Origin of the sequence: Paeniglutamicibacter terrestris, assembly GCF_012271785.1 — a bacterium.
GTDB lineage: Bacteria > Actinomycetota > Actinomycetes > Actinomycetales > Micrococcaceae > Paeniglutamicibacter > Paeniglutamicibacter terrestris.
The window spans coordinates 492,476-513,018 of sequence record NZ_JAAWVT010000001.1 but is presented as its reverse complement, the minus strand read 5'-3'; the positions used below and the strand labels follow the sequence as shown (position 1 = coordinate 513,018).

Genomic DNA, 20,543 nt, shown 5'->3' with positions numbered 1-20,543 from the left:
TGACGGATCGGCACCCGACGTTAGGCTGATGACATGGCATGGTTACGCGAAGCTCCGTTTGGCTGGGCGTTCCTGTTCCTCTTCTTGCTGTCGATGGCCCGGGCCAACGTCACCTATTGGGCTGGCCGAGGCATCGCGGCAGGAGTGAAGCACACCAAGTTCCAACATGTGCTGACCGGACCGATTTACCAACGCGCGGAACGATTCATGCAGCGCTGGGGCGTTTATGCCGTACCACTGTCCTTCATGACGGTTGGCATCCAGACAGCAGTCAACGCCAGTGCCGGTGTCTCGCGCATGCCCTTGTCACGCTACCTGCCCGCGGTCATCGTGGGATGCCTGATCTGGGCCACCATTTATTCCACCGTCGGAATGGCCGTGGTGTACGCCTGGCTTGCGCTGGGTTGGCAATGGATCGTGGCAGGTGCGCTGGTACTGGGCATCGTTACGGTCATCTGGATTCGACACCGCAGAAAAGAACGCTGAGTCACCTGCGCGCATTCTGCGGCGCGTTGTGGGTATTGGTGAATATTCATCGATAGCATTCGGAAAACTCATGAATGATTGCGAAAGTAGGGCAGGATCGTGGCCGTCGCTGCACGGAATTACCAGCAAGGAAGCTCGGTGGAGCTTGATGACATCGACCGCGGCCTGCTGCGCATGCTCACGGAGAATTCCCGCCGCACCAATAACTCCCTGGCCGAGGAGTTGGGCATTGCCCCCTCAACATGTTTGGCCCGACTGAATGCCTTGCGCTCCGCCGGGGTGATCCGCCGCTTCACGCTGGAAATCGATCCCGAGGTTCTGGGCCATGCACTGGAGGCGCTGATCTTCGTGAAGATCCGGCCCGGGGCTCGTCACCTCATGTCGAGTTTCGCCGAGGAGATGCGCGCCAAACAGGGCGTCACCCAGTTGTTCTTCCTCGGTGGAGCGGATGACTTCCTGATTCACGTTGCCGTGCGCGACTCCAAGGACGTGCGCCAATTTGTGCTTGATAACCTCTCGGCGAACCCTGCGGTGGCCACCACCCAGACGTCCTTAGTGTTCGAGCACAGCCAGGGCGCGGTGCCCTGGCTGTAACGCGGTGCCCCTTCTACCAAGACGTCTCGCGCGGCCGCCCTTCCTCGTAGCCTGCGGCTGACTGCACACCGACGATGGCTCGTTCGCGGAATTCAGTAATGGAATCGGCCCCGGCATAGCTGAAGGCGGATCTGACGCCCGAAATAATCGAATCCACGAGGTCCTCAACACCAGGGCGCTGCGGGTGCAGATACATGCGTGAATGCGAGATGCCCTCCTCGAAGAGTGCAGCCCGGGCACGCTCAAAGGCGCTCTGATGGCGGGTGCGCTGGTTGACCGCACGCGCCGAGGCCATGCCGAAGCTCTCCTTGAAGAGTCGGCCCTCGCCGTCCGAAGCGAGGTCACCAGCGGATTCATAGGTACCGGCAAACCATGAGCCGATCATGACCGAGGCAGCCCCGGCGGCCAAGGCCAGAGCCACGTCACGAGGGTACTTAACTCCTCCGTCGGCCCAGACCTCGGCACCTAATTCGCGGGCGGCTTGTGAGCATTCGAGCACGGCCGAGAACTGTGGGCGTCCCACTCCCGTCATCATTCGCGTGGTGCACATGGCGCCGGGGCCAACGCCGACCTTGATGATGTCTGCACCGGCGGCGATTAAATCCCGGGTGCCTGCGGCCGAGACAACATTCCCGGCGGCAATCTGGATGCGGCGCCCGGTCTGGGCGGCAAATTCATCGCGGGCTGCGGCTGCCAGCGGCAGGGCCTCAATCATTTTTTCTTGGTGACCGTGGGCGGTATCAAGCACGATGACATCCACGCCGGCGTCAAGGAGCTCCCGGGTCTTGGTCTTCACATCTCCGTTGATTCCTACGGCAGCTCCAACCATCAGTCGGCCTTGCGGATCAACGGCGGGGGAGTATAGACCCGAGCGCAGAACACCCTTGCGCGTGAGCACTCCTGCCAAATGTTCGCCGTCCAGTACCGGGACCATAGGCAGGTGGCGGGTTGAGAGAGTTTCGAACACCGAATCCAGATCCGCCGACTTGTCTACCGTGATGATTTCGGAGGTCATCACCTGGTGGATCGGGGTGAAACGGTCCACCTCGAGGCAGTCCTTTTCAGCGATGATACCTACCGGCCGGTGTCCGTCCAGAACGACGGCGGCACCGTGTGATCGTTTGCCCAAGAGTGCCAGAGCGGTGGAGACGGAATCATTAACGTCCACGATGATGGGCGTTTCGAACACCGTGTGAGCGCCCTTAACGCGAGCGACCATGTCTTGGATGGCCGATAGGGAGATATCTTGTGGAAGGATCGTGATCCCTCCACGCCGTGCCACGGTTTCGGCCATGCGCTTGCCAGCCACCGCCGTCATATTGGAGACCACTAGCGGGATGGTCGTGCCCACGGAGTCTGGCGTCAGCAGATCGACCCCGGAGCGGGAGACCACGGCGGAACGCGAGGGAACCATAAAAATGTCGTTGTAGGTCAGGTCATGTGTCGGCTCTAGGCCATTAAGGAACTTCACTTGCTCAGGCTACCGCCGAGTGTGACGAACGCGCGTGAGGCGCATCACGTTCCGCAGTGGAGCGGACAATCAACTGAGCAGGTGCTGTGCGCTGTGCCGAGTTTTATCAGTTGTCGTGCGAGGTGAAGGGATACTGTGAATTAGGTGCAAAAACCGGCACTAATTTGTTGTGCGGTTTTGGGGTTACCGTATGGGCAGGAGCGGTTCGAAATCCGTGTAACCGCCAGTTCGAGGAGCAGCACCATGACCGTCACCGTGCCAGTTACCGAATGCGCAGTTTCCAATTGTTCGTTTAACGACCACACCCACTGTGGTGCCGCCGGCATCACCATTGGCGGGGCCTCGGACCATGCCCAGTGCGCCACGTTCATCGACACTGGTGTGCATGGTGGGTTGCCCAAAATTCTTGCATCCGTAGGAGCCTGCCAGCGCGCCGAATGCTCCCACAACGAGGGCTTGATGTGTGCAGCTGACTCGGTGCGGGTGGGGCCCGGCGCGGACAGCGCGGATTGCCTCACCTACGAGCACCAGTAGCCACGGTCGATTCACTGTGAAAAAAGGGGGCAGCCGCCGATCAGCGGTTGCCCCCTTTTTTGCGTGTTTGGGATGTCAGGACCGCGGCGGCCAGCATCTAGTTCGACGAGAAATTTTTGTTGCATTCGTCCGAATTCTCAGACCGCGGTTGAGGTGCTGACTTGCGGTGACCAGGATTTCGTAGCGTCCGCGGAGGGATTTTCCTGATGGTCTCTTTCAAAATTGTTGAACAACATCTTGTCAAGATTGTTCAACAACCTGTAATGTACCGTACATCGCTCCTCCCTGTGACAGCAGTCACCCGCACCCCTTGATGGATGGATTCTCATGGCTATTCCAAGCGTAAAACCGAAGCTCAGCCCTTCAGCCAGACGCACCGCAATGCTCGGTGCCATGTTCCTTATGGCCACCAGCGCCATCGGTCCGGGCTTCATCACCCAGACCACCGAATTCACGGTCAGAATCGGCGCCTCGTTCGCCTTCGCGATCGTCGTCTCGATCCTGGTGGACATCGCTGTCCAGCTGAACGTGTGGCGAGTCATCGGGGTCTCGGGCCTGCGCGCCCAGGAGCTAGGCAACAAAATTCTTCCCGGTATCGGATGGGGCCTATCGGCACTGGTCTTCATCGGTGGCATGGTGTTCAACATCGGCAACATCGCCGGGACCGGCCTGGGGGCCAACGCCATGATGGGTATTGACCCCAAGGTTGGCGGCATCATCTCCGCCGCGGTCGCCATCCTCGTCTTCCTGTCCAAGCGCGCAGGCATGGCGCTGGACAAGATCGTGGTCATGCTCGGTGCCATCATGATCTTGCTGATGCTTTACGTGGCCATCGTTGCCGCACCCCCGGTGGGCGAGGCCCTGAAAAACTCGGTCATGCCGGAGAACATCGACTTCCTGATCATCACCACCCTGATCGGCGGCACCGTTGGCGGCTACATCACCTATGCCGGCGCCCACCGCATGCTCGATTCCGGCGCTGCCGGCGTAGAGAACGTCAAGGACATCACCAAGACCTCGATCTTGAGCATCATCGTCACCGGCGTGATGCGCGTGCTGCTCTTCCTGGCCATCCTCGGCGTGGTTGCCGGCGGCGTTGTGCTCACCAGTGACAACAAGGCTGCCGAGGCCTTCGGCCACGCAGCCGGCGAGATCGGCATTCGCTCCTTCGGCGTGATCCTCTGGGCCGCGGCCCTGACCTCGGTGATCGGCGCCGCCTACACCTCGGTTTCCTTCATCACCAAGTCCACCACTCCCGAGCGCACCCGCAACCTGATCACCGTGGCCTTTATCGCTGTCTGTGCGGTCATCTACCTCTTCTTGGGTCAAGCCCCGCAGACGCTGCTGATCTTCGCCGGCGCCTTCAATGGATTGATCCTGCCCTTCGGTTTCGCGATCCTGCTCTGGGCAGCATGGCGCCGTCGTGACCTGCTTCAGGGATATGTCTACCCCAAGTGGCTGCTGATCATCGGAGTGCTCACCTGGTTGCTGACGCTCTTCCTGGGCTGGAACTCACTCGCTGGCCTGTCCAAGCTTTGGGTCTAATCCTCGGATTCCCCTCGCACCACGACACCGCCCGTTAGCCAAAGGAAAGGCACCGTTATGACCACGAGCCCCGAGACCCACCAGCTGCCGCCGGATCGTGCTGCGCTGTCACCAGCGTCAGCCCGTCAGCTCTTCCGTGACGGACTGGTGGTACCGACAGCAGGATTCTCCCTCGGTTACGCTCAGGCGAACCTGATCATCGTGCCCAAGGCTCAGGCCTTCGATGTATTGCTCTTCGCCCAGCGCAACCCCAAGTCGTGCCCGATTCTGGGAGTGCTGGACGCCGGCGAGGTCAGCGGTGAGTTGCTGCACGGCGGGGATATCCGCACCGATGTGCCTGCGTACATTGTTTATGAGAACGGTGTGAAGGTCGCCGAACCCACGGACCTGTCCGCGTACTGGCGCGATGACCTGGTGACGTTCATTGTCGGCTGTTCGTTTACCTTCGAGACGGCGCTCATGGAGGGCGGAATCTCGGTCGCCCACATCGATCAGGGCGTGAACGTGCCCATGTATAAGTCAAACATCCGCTCGGTCTCGGCCGGATCGATGAGCGGGCCCATGGTCGTTTCGATGCGCCCGATCCCGGCCTCCCAGGTGGCCGACGCCGTGCGCATCACCTCACGCTACCCAGCCGTCCACGGGGCACCGGTGCACATCGGCAACCCCGAGGAACTGGGCATCACAGATCTCTCGAAGCCCGACTTCGGAGACCCGGTCCAGATCCCGTCCGGGTATATCCCGGTCTTCTGGGCCTGTGGAGTCACCCCGCAGGCAGCGGTCATGGAATCTAAACCGGTGCTGGCCATTGGCCATGCTCCGGGGCACATGCTCATCACCGATGCCAAGGACAGCAACTACCTGGTTCCCTAGGGGGCCGCGGGTAAGTACCCACAAGGCATCAAGGAAGGACCCGTTCCCCCCAAAACGGGTCCTTACTTGATGCCTTTAAAGCTCGGCTTCCGCGCTGTCGTTTGCCTCCAACAGCCACTGTTCTACCTGATCCACGAGGTCTGCCTTTGCCTCCGCGTCCAGGAACGAAGACGTGATCGAGTTCCGTGCCAGGGTGGCCCGTTCCGAACCGTTCAGGCCAAGTGCCTGATGCACGGCCTCGAAGTTGGCATCAAGATAACCGCCAAAGTACGCCGGGTCATCGGAATGAATCGAGACCATCAAGCCACGCTCAAGCATTTTTTTCAGCGGGTGGTCCGCCATGGTATCAACGGTGCGCAGCCGGACATTTGAAAGCGGGCAAACGGTCAGTGGCATCTGCTCGGTCACCAAACGCTGAACCAGGGCGTCATCCTCGAGGCAACGAATGCCATGGTCAATGCGCTCAACCTTGAGCAGATCCAGTGCTTGGATGATGTATTCGGGAGGACCTTCCTCGCCAGCGTGCGCCACCACGTGCAGGTTGTGCTCACGGGCAAAGGCGAAGACCTCCTGGAAGAGGACCGGTGGGTAACCAAGTTCGGAGGAATCCAGCCCGATTCCATCAATCTCGTGCTGCTGCTCCACCATCAGGCGCAGGATCTCCATGGCAGATTCGGCCGGAGCATGCCGCCAGAAACAGGCGATGAGTTGGTGGGTAATCCCGAAGAGCGCTTCGCCTTCACGAAGCCCGGAGCGGATGCCACCGATGACCTCAGCCAGCTCGATTCCGCGTTCCAGATGAGCCTGCGGATCAAAGAACAATTCAACATGCCGCACGCCGGATGCGTGGGCCCGGCGCAGGTAGGCGATGGTCACATCATGAAAATCGCCTCGAGTCCGCAGCACGGCAAGGTTGGTGTAGTACAGATCGAGGAACGTCTGCAGATTGCTGAAGTTGTACTGTTCCTGGAGATGTTCCAGCGATGTCCACGGAAGAGTGACGGCATTCTGCTTCGCTAGACGGTCGATGACATCGGGCTCCAGCGTCCCTTCAAGGTGGATGTGCAATTCGGCAACTGGCAACTTCATGTAACTGACTCCTTGAGGTGTTTGAATAACGATAATCCCTTAGACCCGATCGCTTGGTGCCACGCTCCCGGTAAGAGCCTATTTGTGCGGGACGTCATGGACATCGGCCGTGCACTTTGACCATGAAACACTGAAACAAGAAGCGCTTGAATCGAGGATGAGTAGGGCCTCGGACTCCGCGGACCCACAAAGATGTGAAGGCAGAATAGTGACAGTGCATCCCGGACGTAAAAGAGCATGGTTTCCCGCCGCGCTGAGTTTGATGCTGGTGGGCTGGGGCGCCAATCAGTTTGTTTCGCTGCTGGTGTTCTATCGGCAAGAACACGGTTTCTCCGAGCTCATGGTGACCTCGATGCTGGGCATTTATGTCGTTGGTCTGGTGCCAGCGCTTCTACTCGGCGGGCGGTATTCGGACCGAACAGGGCGCAAGCACATCACGCTCTTCGCTATTGGCCTCTCCATGGCTGCCAACGTGGCCATGATGGGCTCGGTCTTCGGCACCTTCCCACTATTCGCCGGACGATTCATGGCGGGCATTGCTACCGGGCTGGCGATGGCCGCGGCCACCAGTTGGGTAAAGGAACTGTCCCAAGCCCCATGGGACACCACCTCCGCTGCCGGATCGGGTGCGCGGCGTGCCTCGCTACTGACCAGCGCCGGTTTCTGGCTGGGACCGGTCGTGGGCGGACTATTGGCTAACTATGCTCCGGCTCCAGCGATTCTGCCCTTTGCCCTGCACATCATCTTGTGCGTTCCCTTGCTCTTTATTGTGGCCAAACTGCCCGAGACTCGGATCGCCAGCGAACTCGGAGATGCCCACCACGTGCCATTGGAGCATCATCCACATTCTGCTCGACGGTTCGGGGCCGTCGTCGCACCGGCTGCCCCCTGGGTCTTCGCCGCGGGGACCACCGGATTCGCCGTGGTGCCTGCGGTGATTCCGGGGTTGGGGGATGGACGCCTAGCGTATGCCACTCTCGCGGTGGCGATTACGCTGGGCCTCGGGGTACTGATCCAGCCCTTGGCCAGGCGGCTGGACACTGTGCTCAGTGCGAGGTCGCTGCTGACCGGAACCACCACGGCCTTTGTGGGGTTAGCTACCTTGCTGGCGGCAATCCTGCTGCACAACCCGGCACTTGGACTGGTGGCCTCGGGGATCTTCGGATGCGCCAATGGCCTGTTGATGGTGGGAGGCCTGCTGGAAATTCAGCGGATGGCAGCCCCTCACGAGCTCGGCCAACTCACCGGCTACTTCTACACGCTGGCCTATGTCGGTTTCTTAACCCCGACGATTGTCGCCCTCTTGGCCCAATGGATCACCACGTCCTGGATCATCGCTGGCATGATGGTCCTCTGCCTCGGATCCATGTTCGCCATCACCTTCAACTCGCGCAAGTTTCTGCCACATCACCTCGTAGAGGTCGATAGCGAGTAATCCGCTCGCGGCACCAACGGAATCGAGTCTTAGCCCCAATTTCGCCTGTGCCTGCGCGACGGACTAGAGCACTGTCACGGTGATTCGCAACGCGGCAGGGGATGGCACGTGTTCGGCTAGCACGTCGAAGATGCGTGACTGTACGGCGGTGGCGACCTCAACGGCGTTGGAGTGATCCTCGATGCCGATATCCAGCTCGGTGTTAACGAATTCTCCGCGGAACGTGATTCGCAAAAATTCATATTGGGCGGGCTGCGATCCGACAAGGGTCATCCACGTCGAATAAGGCGGGGGATGAATGGTGGAGACACCCGGCACACCCCGAGCGGCACTCACCACCAGGGCTCGAACCGGCTGCGGGATCACGGCGATGGGGCTCGGATCAATGCTCATGAATGACGTCCTCCACAGAGATGTCGATGGCTCCAAGGGAAATGCCGATGCGTTCCGCAAAATGTGTCAGCAGTGCTTCGCGCGCCTGTTGTGCCAATGCAGTGCCGTCCTGACCGGCCTCGATGGCAATTTTTAGGGATAACGAGATGGTGTCCGGCAGCTCGCCGGGCAAAATCTTATGGCTCCCCAGCGAGATGTACGGCAATTGATCAACCGCGTCTCGAAGCGTTTCGAGCAATAGATAGCCGCTGATCATGAGGGGTCCGTGCGGAGTGATCCGGATGGTGAAGCGGACGCCGCGGCGGACCTCGGTGCGGACTCGATCCATGACTCGGTCCAAAAGTCCGCCGAGTAGTTCCTCATCTGCTTCCGAGTCAGTTTCGGCGCTCCACTGTCCAGCGGCCAACGATAGAGTGGCAAGTCGTTTTCGTTGAGCTTGGCAGTTGGGGCAACCTTGTTCGTGCTCGTCCGCTGGTTCGGAAAGCTTGGACCACAGCTCGTCTTCGGTGCGTTCACAGCTGTAGGGATTCTCTGGCAATGCTCTCACCTCCATGGCTGCATTCTTTCAGCAAGGGTAGTACGTGCACGAGCGATCCGCCCACGTACCGTGGCTACGGGTTCACCGACGATCTCAGAAATGCTGGCGTAGGACAAATGGTGAATCTCCTTCAGAACCCAGGATTCGCGTTGATTTTGGGGGAGCTCGCCTACATAGCGTCGTAAATCCAGCATAGCGACCCGGTTCTCTGCGTATGTTTCCGGAATTTCGGTGCTGCGCTGTCCGTGAAGCGGAACGGATCCGGTGCTGTTCTCCTCGGTATGCAGGTCATGCGGCACGGGTGTCCGTTTGCGTAGGTGATCGATGCACCGGTGTCGGGCAATTCGATATAACCAAACGCCCAAAGCCTCGGAAGATTTTAATGTCGACAGCTGACGCCAGGCGCCTAGATAGACATCTTGCAATACATCTTCGGCTTCGCTCGAGGATCCCAGCATGCTTCTGCAGAATCGCAGCAATCCGTGCTGATGAAGTTTCAACAGTTTCTCAAAGGCACGCGCATCGCCGGATTGTGCTCGCGCGACCAGTGAACGGATTTGCTGTTCGTCTGGTTTTTCAGAACCCGGCATGGCACCTTCCTTCAATTCCCATAATGATTAGGCGAGCTAGTTACTTTTCGGTAGCACCAAATCTACGTGCAAATCTTTAGAGAGCAAACCTTCGGATGTTGGCGCGCCAAGAAACTTTCAAAGTTTTTTCGAGAAGGGCGTGACGAATTCCCCTTGGCTCTCGTCTGTATCTGTGTAAGACATCGAATCTCACGAAGAAACGGATGGACGAACAATGTCTGAGAACAACAACCGAGCCCTTCCCAAGACCACCGAGGAAGCCAAGGCCGCTGAGTCTGTAGCTGTGCAGGAACGCCCCAACGGGCCACTGCACACCGAGTTTGGTTCAACCACCATTGCCGACACCGTGGTGCAGAAGCTCGCTGGCATCGCTACCCGTGAAGTCCCCGGCGTATACGCCATGGGCAATGCCGCACGGCGTGCACTGAACTCCCTGGCAGAACGTATTCCAGGATCACAGACCAATGTCAGTGGCGGAGTCACGATCGAAAAGGGCGAACGCCAAACCGCCATTGATGTGAACGTTGTTGTCGAATACGGCGCAGCGATCGCCGAAGTCGCCGAGGAAATCCGTCGCAGCGTCATCACTGCCGTCGAGCACGGCACCTCACTTGAGGTCCTCGAGGTAAACGTGAACGTCAGCGACGTCCACTTGCCAGAGGACGACGAAGAAACCACCGAGCGCACAGATCGATTGGCCTAATCCCATGACCACCACCCGTTTCAGTGTCGTGGTGGGATTGGTGCTGGGAACCGTGTGGGTGTTTGGCGGGTTCTGGGCAATGATCCTCGTGGCAGTCGTTGCAACGATTGCTTTTTGGGTCGGCCGACTTCTTGAAGGTCGACTAGATCTCAATGAAATTGTTGGCCGGCTTCAGGGGCGACGCTGAATATGATTGGCGACGGCACTGATCCGGCCCAGCGCGGACGACTGAACATCGACGTGAAGGTGATCCAACGGATCGCGGCGAAGGCGGCTGCTCGGCACCCACATGTGGGTGCCAGCAGTGGCGGGTTGCTGGGAATCGGTGAAAAGCGCGATTTTGGTGCGTTGCCACCGGTTGAAGTGAACCTCGCCGGCAATATCGCCTCGGTCAAGCTCAAGGTGGGGATTCGATTCCCCGCGGATTTGCGCAACATTACTGCGGAGATTCGCTACGGAATCATCAACGACCTACAGCGATTCACCGGTGTCACCGCGGCTCCGGTCGACATCGATATTCAGTGGCTGGAGAACGCGCCCGCGGCAAGGAGGATCCTATGAATACCGCACCCCTAGCGCAGACGCGCTCTTCATCGTCGGCTGCCGGCCACCGGTCCACGCGATGGCTCGCTTCTGGCATCGTCGCCCTGCTACTCGGGGCCGCAGCAGTCGGACTGATTGCCATGGGCATCAACCGGTATCGAGATGGACAATGGCCAGAAGCCATTGAATCTCTGTCTCGAGACAGCTCCCTGACGTGGGGGAGTGCTTGGGGCTTGGCCGGCGCTATCGCTCTGGTGATCATCGGACTAACCTTGCTGCTCCTTGCGCTTCTGCCGGGGCCACGACGCAACTTCGTGGTGCCGTCCGATGACCTGGGTGCGGTTCGGATCAATGCCGCAGGTATTACCCGACTCATTGAGCACCGCACCGATTCGATCGATGGCGTGACCAATGTGAAGGTCCGAACTCAGCGTGGATCGGTCGCGGTAAACGTGTCCACTCCGCTGCGTGAAACGGCGGAACTTCGACGGATCGTTAAAACAACGACCGAAGCGGTGCTGCAGGAGAGTCTCCAGCCACCATTACCGCGCATTAACGTCAATGTCAGGAGCCTGTCATGAGTCGATCACCGGGCGTGGGAAACCGAGTCGCCTTGAGCCTGTGGGCTTTGGTGCTTCTTGGAGCTGCGAGTTGGGTGCTGGTGCCCGCAGTGGCGAGCCTCCTAGAGGCGAAGCTTCCGACCGGAGCCGAAGGCACGTGGCTTGCTCAGCCGTCGCGACGCATTCTGGATGTTCCAGGAAGTATCGCCGCCGAGCCGTGGTTTGCCGCCGCGGTCATTGGGCTGGGCGTTCTGCTGCTGCTGCTGGCGGTTGCTTGGTTGATCAGGCAGCTTCCGCGCTCATCTCGGGCTGGCACCTTGAAACTGTCGAACGACGTCGTCGCGGGGGTCACTCTGATGGAGCCCAACGTTTTGGAGCGGGCCTTGAAGCAGATGGCTGAGGAAGATCCGGCCGTGCACAGCGCACAGGTGACTTTGCAGGGCAGCGCATCATCCCCGGCCCTGGCCGTACATCTCACCACCGAGCCCTGGGCACAATTGCCAGAGCTCGCAACGGCCGTCAGTGACCGCCTTCGTGAGGCAGTGCGCATTTCGCTACGTGAGGATTTGCGTTCGCTCACCCTAGATTTTTCCGTAGCACGTAAACAGCGCCAACGCTCTGAACGATCAGATTTGGCGAGAACCGCATCATCGGGGGACGAAGCATGAGAAACAGGATTTTGATGGGCATTGGAGTGTGGGTGCTGGGTTGGCTCCGCGGAAAATACCAGCGTCGTCGGGGACAAACCCCGACGAAAGATCAGTAACACTAGCTCTTCACTCGCACGAGTAGTAGGCAAGAACTTAGGAAGTAGGACATTATGTCGATTTTGGGTTGGATTCTTATAGGACTTATTGCCGGTGCACTAGCCAAGGCCATTCTGCCGGGCCGTCAGGGCGGGGGCTGGATAGCTACACTCGTTCTGGGCGTCGTCGGCGCACTTGTGGGTGGCTTCATCGGAAACTCACTCTTCAGTGTCGGACTGGAGGAATTCTGGTCGATCCAGACCTGGCTCGTAGCCACCGGCGGCGCTATCGTGGTGTTGCTGGTTTGGGGAATGATTACCAAGAACCGCAAAGCTTAAGCATCACTAGCTAACAAATTTAGGTAGGGCCCCCGGAAAATTATCTGGGGCCCTACCTTTGTTGCAGGCGCCCTAGCGCAGTGCGCGAGGAGGGACGGGCTATTCAGTCCGCCACAAATCGATAGCCCATGCCGGGCTCGGTGAGCAGGTATCGTGGTTCGCCGGGAACCGGTTCTAGTTTTTTGCGAAGCTGTCCCAAATAAAGACGTAGGTATCCGGTTTCCTTGATGAGATGTGGCCCCCAGACCTCGAAGAGTAGCGTCTGTTGAGTCACTAACTTTCCGGGGTTTTTGAGCAATACTTCTAGGACTCGCCATTCGGTTGGGGTCAAGCGCACCGGATGTGGCGGAATTCCGCGGGTGACCTGCTTTCCGGCCAAATCGACACGAACATCTCCAAATTGAATGGACGGTGCCTCGGCAACGCCGGGAGTGCGCCGCGAGAGAGCCCGAATCCGGGCCAGTAGTTCCTCCGTGGAAAATGGCTTGGTCACGTAGTCATCGGCACCAGCATCCAGAGCCGCAACCTTGTCCGAGGCATCACTGCGGCCAGATATCACCAGAATCGGAATCGTGGACCAGCCGCGCACAGCAGCGATCACCTCCAGCCCGTCCAGTTTCGGCATACCCAAATCCAGCATCACCAAATCAGGATGCGTATCCACCGCGAGACGAACCGCTGCTGCGCCATCCGCGGCAGTGACCACTTCATAGTCATAGGCACCCAGAGTAATGCGCAAGGCACGCAGAATCTGCGGATCATCGTCGGCGATTAGGATCTTCATGGGTCTGGGCCTTAACTAGATTCGGCGGTCGGTCGGATCGTGCTTTCCTCTGGCACGGACGGCAGTGACAGTACCATCGTTAGGCCCCCGCCAGGAGTGTCCTCCGCGGCCAGTGAGCCACCCATGCCCTCGGCAAAACCGCGGGAAAGTGCCAGACCAAGACCCAAGCCCGTGAGATTATCGGTATCCCCGTGGCGTTGGAACGGGACGAAAACCGCATCCTTTTCGGCGGCCGGGATGCCCGGGCCAAAATCAATGACACGGACCTCGATGCGCCCGGCAAATTGGCTGGCGGACAGGATCGGGCGCCGGGTCCCCGCCCCGTGGCGCAGCGCATTGAGTAAAAGGTTCACCACGATGCGTTGCATCAAGACTGAATCCGCCGTGACCTGCGCCAGATCCTGTGGCACCTCAACCTCGATATCCGCCGGGCCCAGCCCCGCCTCCTCGAGCGCGGGCAGCAGCACATCCTCCACCGAGATCAGGGTCTTGTTTACCCCCAGCATGCCGGCCTGCAGGCGCGAAACATCCAACAGATCCGTCACCAGCACCGAGAGTGCGTGCAGTGACTCGTCGGCTGTTTGAAGCAGTTCGGCCCGATCCTCTAATCCATAGGCAACCTCGGTGGAACGCAGTGCGGTCACGGCAGTGGTTGCAGCCGCCAATGGGCGGCGCAGATCGTGCCCCACGGCCTGCAGCAGGGCGCTGCGCACCTTGTCGGCCTCGGCCAGCGGGCCCAGTTCGCTGGCAGCGGCGGAGACGGTCCTGAAATCCAGGACCGCCTCCAATTGTGAGACGATCGCCGCCAGGGCACGACGGTCGGAGGCCGGAAGGTCCCGCCCGTAAAGCTCCAAGGTCGCATTAGCGCCAATCGGCACGGTGTCGTTCGCGGAGTCGGCCCCGGGGTTTCCTGCCACATGGATCTCGCCGCTGCTTTCCACCAGCCGAACTCCCTGCAGAGAGAACGCCTCGCGGGTCTGGTTCACCAGCGCTTCCAACGCATCGGCCCCGCGCAACACGGACCCGGAGACGGTGGCCAGCAGCGCAGACTCGGCAACGGATCGCGTTGCGATACGGTGCCGCCTGGCCGCCTGGTCCACCACTACGGAGACTAGCGCGGCAATCAGGATGTAGAGGATCAGCACCACCAGGTGCGTGGGCTCGGCAATGGTGATGGTGTAAAGCGGGTCGATGAAGAAGAAATCCAGGGTCAGTCCGGAGAGCAGCGCCGCGAAGACCGCAGGGAAAAGCCCGCCGACCAAGGCCACGATGACCACCAACAACTGGTAGGCCAGCACCTGCACGGTGATCGCATCGTCCGAGGACTGCAGCGCCTGCAGGAACCAAGTCAGCAGCGGTCCGCCCACCAGCGCCAACCCGAATCCGGCCAGCATCCGGCCTCTAGGCAGCGCCCCGCGCGAACGCGGGAGCCGGTGCCCGGCGGCCGCCGCCGCGTGGTTGACCATGTGCACATCGATGTCCCCACTCAACCGCACGATCCCGGCCCCGATGCCCGGCCCGGTCAGCGCTGCGGCGATCTTCGAACGCCGTGAGGCACCGATGACCAGCTGCGTGGCGTTCGAGGCTCGCGCGAACTCGACCAGCGCGGTGGGCACGTCCTCCCCGATCACCTGGTGGTAGGTGCCGCCCAGTCGTTCCACCAGCAGGCGCTGGTCCGCCAGCACCTGTGGACGGGCTGCCAGCAACCCGTCGGGGGTGCTCACGTGCACCGCGGAAAGTTCTCCGCCGCTGGTGCGGGCAGCGATCCGTGCCCCGCGGCGCAGCAATGTCTCGCCTTCCTCCCCGCCCGTCAATGCGACCATGACGCGTTCGCGGGTGTCCCAACGGGTGGAAATCCCATGTTCGGACCTGTACTTCTCCAGGGCCGAATCGACCTCGTCGGCCAGCCACAGCAACGCGATTTCGCGCAGCGCTGTGAGGTTGCCCAGGCGGAAGTAGTTCGAGAGCGCCGCATCGATGCGCTCGGGCGGGTAGATGAGCCCCTCGCCGAGCCTGGTGCGCAGGCCCTGCGGGGTCAGGTCCACCAGCTCGATCGCATCCGCGGCCCGCAGCACCGAGTCGGGGATCGTTTCGCGTTGGGTGGCCCCGGTGATATCGCGCACCACGTCAGCCAGGGACTCGATGTGTTGCACATTGACCGTGGAAATGACGTCGATTCCCGCGTCGAGCAGCTGATGCACATCCTGCCAGCGTTTCTCATTTCCGCCGGTGCCCACATTGGTGTGCGCCAGTTCGTCCACCAGGGCGATCTCCGGTGCCCGGGCCAGCACCGCGGCCAGGTCCATATCTCCCAGGGACACCCCGCGATGGGTGAACTCGCGCCGGGGGACCAGCTCCAGTCCTGTGACCAGGGCGGCTGTGGGTTCCCGTTCATGGGTTTCCACCAGTGCCAGGACCACGTCGCGGCCCTCGTCCGCCAGCCGGTGGCCCTCCTGGAGCATGGCATAGGTCTTCCCGACTCCGGGGGCGGCACCCAGCATTACCCGCAGCGTTCCGCGTGTCATGTGCTAATTCTCCAACCCCAAAAGCGCTATGTTCAGCTTCAACACGTTTACTCGGGGTTCCCCGAGGAACCCGAGGTCCCTGCCCGTGGTCTGCGCGTGCACCAAGGTGATCACCTCCGCCGGTTCCAGGGAGCGGGCAGACGCCACCCGTGCCGCCTGGCCCAGGGCGTTGGCCACGGAGATGTCTGGGTCCAATCCGGAGGCCGATGAGGTCAAGGCATCGGCGGGAACCACGGTGATGCCGGGGTTTTGCGCCAGATAGCTCGCCTTGGCCTCGGCGATGGCCTTTAGGAAGACGGGGTTCTCCGGGCCGAAGTTGGACCCTGAAGAGGCCTCGCCGTCATAACCGTCGCCCGCGTTCGAGGGGCGCGGCTGGAAGAAGGAAGGGTCGGGGTTTCCTTCCTTGTCGGTGAATCTCTGCCCGATCAGGGCCGAACCCACGGGTGCTGCGCTCTGGGCGGGCGCATCGAGCATGGAGCCGTTGGCTTGGGCCGGGAAGGCGAGCTGCCCCACGGTGAGCATCAGTGCGGGGAAGAGCACCCCGAGCAGAAGGGAGAAGATGAGCATGGTGCGCAGAGACACCCAGAAGGTGCGGGGCCAGGATCGTATGGTAACCATGAGGTGGTGAAAACCATTACCTTTCGAATGAAAATCGGTGGGTGGTTGGGGGGTGAAGAGGTGCGCCCTAGAACCCGGGGAGCAGGGACACGAGCATGTCGATGAGCTTGATGCCGATAAACGGAACCACCACCCCGCCGAGCCCGAAGACCAGCAGGTTGCGGTTCAGCGTGGCGGCCGCTGACCGCGGACGGTATTTCACCCCGCGCAGCGCCAGCGGGATCAGGAAGATGATCACCACCGCGTTGAAGATCACCGCGGAGAGGATCGCGGAGGCAGGGGTGGACAGGGACATGATGTTCAGCACCGCGAGGCCCGGGAACACCACGGAGAACATGGCAGGGATGATCGCGAAGTACTTGGCCACGTCGTTGGCGATGGAGAACGTGGTCAGTGCGCCACGGGTGATCAGCAACTGCTTGCCGATGCGCACGATGTCGATGAGCTTGGTGGGATCCGAATCCAGATCCACCATGTTCCCCGCCTCCTTGGCAGCCGAGGTGCCCGAGTTCATGGCCACACCCACATCCGCCTGGGCGAGCGCGGGGGCGTCGTTGGTGCCGTCCCCGGTCATCGCCACCAGGTTTCCACCTGCCTGTTCGGTCTTGATCAGCTCCATCTTGTCTTCCGGCGCGGCCTCCGCCAGATAGTCATCCAGGCCTGCCTCCGCGGCGATGGCTGCTGCGGTGCGCGGATTATCTCCGGTGATCATCACGGTGCGGATGCCCATGGCACGAAGTTGCGCGAAGCGTTCCTTTAATCCCTCCTTGACCACGTCCTTGAGGTAGATCACCCCGAGCACCGCGGCCGTATCCCCGGTGCGGGTGGCCACCACCAGCGGGGTGCCGCCGAGGGCGGAGATCTTCTCGATGACCTCATCTAGTTCCTTGGCCCGCGATGCATCCAAGGGTGCAACCTCATTGACCCAGGCGAGGATCGATGAGCCGGCACCCTTGCGCAGGGCACCGCCGTCGGGGAAATCGACACCGCTCATGCGGGTCTGGGCGGTGAACTCGATGGCTAGGGACGCGGCGTCCGCAGCTGGGACAACACCTAAGGTGGCGGCCAGGGCCACGATTGATTTGCCCTCGGGCGTCATATCGGCGCTCGAGGCCGCGGAGGCAGCACGTGCCAGCTCAAGCTCGGTGCATCCGTCCAGCGGGTGGAATTCCGCCGCCTGGCGGTTGCCGTAGGTGATGGTGCCGGTCTTATCCAGCAGCAGCGTTGTCACATCCCCTGCGGCCTCCACCGCGCGGCCCGAGAGGGCCAGCACGTTGTGCTGGATGAGCCTATCCATCCCGGCGATACCGATCGCCGAGAGCAATGCCCCGATGGTGGTGGGGATCAGGCAGACCAACAGGGCGATGAGCACCGGCAGCCCCACCGCGGCGTTGGAGTAGGCGGCGATCGGGTTCAGCGCCAGCACCACCACCAGGAAGATGATCGACAGGGTGGCCAGCAGGATGTTCAGCGCCACCTCGTTGGGGGTCTTCTGGCGTTGCGCGCCCTCGACCAGCCGGATCATCTTATCGACCAGCGAATCGCCCACTGCAGTGGTGATCCGCACGAGGATCGAATCCGAGATGACCCGGGTGCCGCCGGTGACGGCCGAGCGGTCGCCACCGGATTCGCGAATGACCGGGGCCGATTCTCCGGTGATGGCCGATTCGTCAACGGCCGCGATGCCGCTCACGATTTCCCCGTCACCCGGAACCAGTTCTCCGGCGACAATCAGGACGTGATCGCCGATGCGCAGCTCGGTGGAGGGGACCAGGGTCGTTTGCTGGTCGGTGCCGGAAGGATCCGCTCTCGGATCGTAGTGATCCAGGCGTGCGGCAAGGGTGCTGGTGCGCGATTGGCGCAGGGAAGCGGCCTGGGCCTTGCCCCGGCCCTCGGCGACCGCCTCGGCGAGGTTGGCGAAGAGCACCGTCAACCACAGCCACAGGGCCACCATGGCGGTGAAGCCGGCCGGGGTGTCGGCAGTCGAAGCCCCGGGATCGGCCGGCAGGAACGGCTCGGCTACAGCCAGTGCTGTGGTGAGCACCGCGCCAACAAGCACGATGAACATGACGGGGGAGGACCACATCTTCCGCGGATCCAGTTTCTTGAAGGCACCGGGCAAGGCAGCCCGCAGTTGGGCGAGGTTCAGTGCACCTTGCCGTGGAGGATGGGGTTGGTCAGTGGCATCGGACCGGTGGTCGACGGGCGGTTCGAGCGGAGGCTTGGTGAGTGTGGACATTGGAATCTAGAGCAACCCTTCGGCGAGTGGTCCCAGAACAAGGACCGGGAAGAACGTCAGCGCTGTGACGATGAGGGTGATGCTGCCCAGAAGCATCGAGAATTGGGGCTTGTGGGTGGGAAGGGTTCCGGCGGTGGAGGGGACACGATCCTGTGCTCCCAGGGTCCCTGCCAGGGCCAGCACCCAGAGGATGGGCAGGAATCGGCCGAGCAACATCACCAGGCCCAGCGTCGTAGTGAGCCATGGGGTGTTTGCTGTGAGCCCGGCAAAGGCCGAGCCGTTGTTGTTGGCCGCTGAGGTGAATGCGTAGAGCACCTCGGAGAATCCGTGCGGGCCGGGGTTCAGGATGGACACCGATTCGATCTCCGCACGGATGACCGGGATCGCGAAGCTGATGGCGGTGAAGGAAAGGATCAGCGTGGGGACCGTGAGCAGGTAGAGCGAGGCAAGCTTGATTTCGCGTGTACCGATCTTTTTGCCCAGGTACTCGGGGGTGCGGCCCACCAACAGTCCGGCGATGAACACCGTGATGATGGCCAGTACCAGCATGCCGTAGAGTCCGGACCCGACACCTCCCGGTGCCACCTCGCCGAGCATCATGTTCAACAACGGCAGCATGCCGCCCAGCGCGGTGAAGGAGTCATGCATGGAGTTCACAGCACCGGTGGAGGTCAGCGTGCTGGTGGTGCCAAAGAGCGTGGAACCGCCGATGCCAAAGCGTTGTTCCTTGCCCTCGAGCGCGGCGCCCGCGGCCTGTGGACCGGTTCCTGCTCCGGCATATTCGAGCAGGGTCAGTACGGTGAGGGAGATGAGGAAGAATCCGCCCATCACAGCCAGGATCGTGTAGCCCTGCTTCTTGTTTCCAACCATGACCCCGAACGTGCGGGTCAGCGCGAAGGGGATGGCAAGCATCAACACGCACTGGAACAGGTTGGTCAGGGGCGTGGGATTTTCGAAGGGGTGGGCGGAGTTGGCGTTGAAGAATCCGCCGCCGTTGGTTCCCAGAAGCTTAATGGCTTCCTGCGATGCCACGGGCCCGCCGGGGATGGATTGCACACCACCGCTGAGCGTGGTGACATCGGTGAATCCATTCAGGTTTTGGATCACCCCGCCGGCCATCAACAGGATAGCTGTGATGGCGGAGAGGGGCAGCAGCAGGCGCATGATGCCACGGATAAGATCCACCCAGAAATTCCCCAGGGTCAGGGTGCGTCGTGCCGCCAGGGAGCGGATCAAGGCCACGGCGACCGCGAGGCCGACAGCGGCGGAAGCGAAGTTCTGCACTCCCAGGCCGACCGCCTGAACCAGGTAGCCCATGGTTGATTCCCCGGAGTAGGACTGCCAATTGGTGTTGGTCACGAAGGACGCTGCGGTGTTGAAGGCGAGCCCCTGCGGAACCGCAGGCAGGCCCAGGGCCAGTGGCAACCAACCCTGGAGGCGTTGGAGCGCGTAGAGCAGGAGGACCCCGACCAGGGAGAATGCCAGGATGGATCGAGCGTAGGCCTGCCAGGTTTGGGAGGCGGAGGGATCCACGCCGATGATCCGGTAGAGGCCGCGTTCGACCTTAGTGTCCCGGGTGGAGGTATAGACCCGGGCCATGTAGTCGCCCAACGGGCGGTAGAGAACCGCAAGGACCAAAACTAGGGTCGCCGCCTGGGCGATGGTGAACCACATTAGAATCGCTCCGGCTTCAGCAGGGCAACCACGAGATACACGACACCCGCGATGCCCAGGGCGAGGGCGGTCAGCTCAAAAATGATCAAAGCTTCTCCACCGCCCGGACCAAGAGTCCCAAGGCCCCGAAGAACGCGAGGGTGGTGAGTAGATACAAGATGTCGAGCATGATGAACGACGGCCTTCCTGAGGGAAACGGTGATGATGTTTCCATCAGATACCCGCCGAGGTGCCGTAACGTCGATCCTCACGAATTCCTTACGCC

23 protein-coding genes are annotated in these 20,543 nt (G+C 61.2%); 12 read left to right on the top strand and 11 right to left on the bottom strand.

Going from position 1 to position 20,543, the window contains the following annotated elements:
* Positions 1-33: 33 nt before the first annotated feature.
* Both HED64_RS02360 and HED64_RS02355 read left to right on the top strand, forming a co-directional pair.
* Positions 34-486: a DedA family protein gene (locus HED64_RS02360; protein WP_168150486.1), complete on the top strand. Its 453-nt coding sequence runs from the start codon at positions 34-36 to the stop codon at positions 484-486.
* A 99-nt stretch (positions 487-585) separates the two neighbouring features.
* Positions 586-1,080, top strand: a complete 495-nt coding sequence (locus tag HED64_RS02355; RefSeq protein ID WP_168150485.1) for an Lrp/AsnC family transcriptional regulator — start codon at positions 586-588, stop codon at positions 1,078-1,080.
* 13 nt (positions 1,081-1,093) lie between these two features.
* Here the strand turns inward: HED64_RS02355 and HED64_RS02350 are convergent, their stop codons facing one another.
* Positions 1,094-2,551, bottom strand: coding sequence for a GuaB1 family IMP dehydrogenase-related protein (locus HED64_RS02350; protein WP_168150484.1), 1,458 nt, complete (start codon positions 2,549-2,551; stop codon positions 1,094-1,096).
* A 243-nt stretch (positions 2,552-2,794) separates the two neighbouring features.
* Between HED64_RS02350 and HED64_RS02345 the strand changes: the two genes are divergently transcribed.
* The 3 genes from HED64_RS02345 (at position 2,795) to HED64_RS02335 (ending at position 5,503) form a co-directional block, all read left to right on the top strand.
* The gene (locus tag HED64_RS02345) at positions 2,795-3,085 is read left to right on the top strand and encodes a DUF1540 domain-containing protein (protein WP_168150483.1); all 291 of its coding nucleotides are present in this window, start codon (positions 2,795-2,797) and stop codon (positions 3,083-3,085) included.
* Between the two features lie 327 nt (positions 3,086-3,412).
* Positions 3,413-4,630, top strand: a complete 1,218-nt coding sequence (locus HED64_RS02340) for an NRAMP family divalent metal transporter (RefSeq protein ID WP_245325603.1) — start codon at positions 3,413-3,415, stop codon at positions 4,628-4,630.
* Between the two features lie 57 nt (positions 4,631-4,687).
* The gene (locus HED64_RS02335) at positions 4,688-5,503 is read left to right on the top strand and encodes a putative hydro-lyase (RefSeq protein WP_168150482.1); all 816 of its coding nucleotides are present in this window, start codon (positions 4,688-4,690) and stop codon (positions 5,501-5,503) included.
* A 75-nt stretch (positions 5,504-5,578) separates the two neighbouring features.
* Here HED64_RS02335 and HED64_RS02330 read toward each other — a convergent pair whose 3' ends face one another.
* Complete coding sequence (locus HED64_RS02330; RefSeq protein ID WP_168150481.1) at positions 5,579-6,592, bottom strand: adenosine deaminase; 1,014 nt, start codon at positions 6,590-6,592, stop codon at positions 5,579-5,581.
* An 82-nt stretch (positions 6,593-6,674) separates the two neighbouring features.
* Here HED64_RS02330 and HED64_RS02325 point away from each other — a divergent pair, with 82 nt between their 5' ends.
* On the top strand, positions 6,675-8,027 hold the full coding sequence (locus HED64_RS02325) for an MFS transporter (protein ID WP_342590630.1): 1,353 nt from the start codon (positions 6,675-6,677) through the stop codon (positions 8,025-8,027).
* A gap of 63 nt (positions 8,028-8,090) precedes the next feature.
* Here the strand turns inward: HED64_RS02325 and HED64_RS02320 are convergent, their stop codons facing one another.
* From HED64_RS02320 to HED64_RS02310, 3 genes are read right to left on the bottom strand one after another with little or no spacing between them, the layout of a single operon-like run.
* Positions 8,091-8,420 (bottom strand): hypothetical protein, encoded by a 330-nt coding sequence (locus tag HED64_RS02320; protein ID WP_168150479.1) that lies wholly within the window; start codon positions 8,418-8,420, stop codon positions 8,091-8,093.
* Entirely contained in the window at positions 8,410-8,973 is a 564-nt protein-coding gene (locus HED64_RS02315; RefSeq protein WP_168150478.1) for a hypothetical protein, read from the bottom strand. The genes HED64_RS02320 and HED64_RS02315 overlap by 11 nt, the downstream gene beginning before the upstream one ends.
* Positions 8,964-9,548 (bottom strand): RNA polymerase sigma factor, encoded by a 585-nt coding sequence (locus HED64_RS02310; protein ID WP_168150477.1) that lies wholly within the window; start codon positions 9,546-9,548, stop codon positions 8,964-8,966. Before HED64_RS02310 ends, HED64_RS02315 begins: the two co-directional genes overlap by 10 nt.
* A gap of 214 nt (positions 9,549-9,762) precedes the next feature.
* Here HED64_RS02310 and HED64_RS02305 point away from each other — a divergent pair, with 214 nt between their 5' ends.
* From HED64_RS02305 to HED64_RS02280, 6 genes are all read left to right on the top strand, one after another.
* Positions 9,763-10,251, top strand: a complete 489-nt coding sequence (locus HED64_RS02305; RefSeq protein ID WP_168150476.1) for an Asp23/Gls24 family envelope stress response protein — start codon at positions 9,763-9,765, stop codon at positions 10,249-10,251.
* A gap of 4 nt (positions 10,252-10,255) precedes the next feature.
* Entirely contained in the window at positions 10,256-10,438 is a 183-nt protein-coding gene (locus HED64_RS02300) for a DUF2273 domain-containing protein (protein ID WP_168150475.1), read from the top strand.
* Between the two features lie 2 nt (positions 10,439-10,440).
* On the top strand, positions 10,441-10,812 hold the full coding sequence (locus HED64_RS02295) for an Asp23/Gls24 family envelope stress response protein (protein WP_168150474.1): 372 nt from the start codon (positions 10,441-10,443) through the stop codon (positions 10,810-10,812).
* A complete protein-coding gene (locus HED64_RS02290) occupies positions 10,809-11,375 on the top strand; it encodes a DUF6286 domain-containing protein (protein ID WP_168150473.1) in 567 nt (188 codons plus the stop codon). Before HED64_RS02295 ends, HED64_RS02290 begins: the two co-directional genes overlap by 4 nt.
* Positions 11,372-12,022, top strand: coding sequence for a hypothetical protein (locus HED64_RS02285; RefSeq protein WP_168150472.1), 651 nt, complete (start codon positions 11,372-11,374; stop codon positions 12,020-12,022). The genes HED64_RS02290 and HED64_RS02285 overlap by 4 nt, the downstream gene beginning before the upstream one ends.
* Before the next feature lie 152 nt (positions 12,023-12,174).
* Positions 12,175-12,438, top strand: coding sequence for a GlsB/YeaQ/YmgE family stress response membrane protein (locus tag HED64_RS02280; RefSeq protein WP_168150471.1), 264 nt, complete (start codon positions 12,175-12,177; stop codon positions 12,436-12,438).
* Positions 12,439-12,541: 103 nt separating this feature from the next.
* Here HED64_RS02280 and HED64_RS02275 read toward each other — a convergent pair whose 3' ends face one another.
* The 6 genes from HED64_RS02275 to kdpF form a co-directional block, all read right to left on the bottom strand.
* On the bottom strand, positions 12,542-13,222 hold the full coding sequence (locus tag HED64_RS02275) for a response regulator (RefSeq protein WP_168150470.1): 681 nt from the start codon (positions 13,220-13,222) through the stop codon (positions 12,542-12,544).
* Positions 13,223-13,233: 11 nt separating this feature from the next.
* Entirely contained in the window at positions 13,234-15,747 is a 2,514-nt protein-coding gene (locus HED64_RS02270) for a DUF4118 domain-containing protein (RefSeq protein WP_168150469.1), read from the bottom strand.
* 3 nt (positions 15,748-15,750) lie between these two features.
* A complete protein-coding gene (gene kdpC, locus HED64_RS02265; protein ID WP_168150468.1) occupies positions 15,751-16,365 on the bottom strand; it encodes a K(+)-transporting ATPase subunit C in 615 nt (204 codons plus the stop codon).
* A gap of 67 nt (positions 16,366-16,432) precedes the next feature.
* Complete coding sequence (gene kdpB / locus HED64_RS02260; protein WP_168150467.1) at positions 16,433-18,604, bottom strand: potassium-transporting ATPase subunit KdpB; 2,172 nt, start codon at positions 18,602-18,604, stop codon at positions 16,433-16,435.
* 6 nt (positions 18,605-18,610) lie between these two features.
* Positions 18,611-20,278 (bottom strand): potassium-transporting ATPase subunit KdpA, encoded by a 1,668-nt coding sequence (kdpA, locus tag HED64_RS02255; protein WP_168150466.1) that lies wholly within the window; start codon positions 20,276-20,278, stop codon positions 18,611-18,613.
* Entirely contained in the window at positions 20,278-20,367 is a 90-nt protein-coding gene (kdpF, locus tag HED64_RS19730; protein WP_168150465.1) for a K(+)-transporting ATPase subunit F, read from the bottom strand. Before kdpF ends, kdpA begins: the two co-directional genes overlap by 1 nt.
* Positions 20,368-20,543 lie beyond the last annotated feature (176 nt).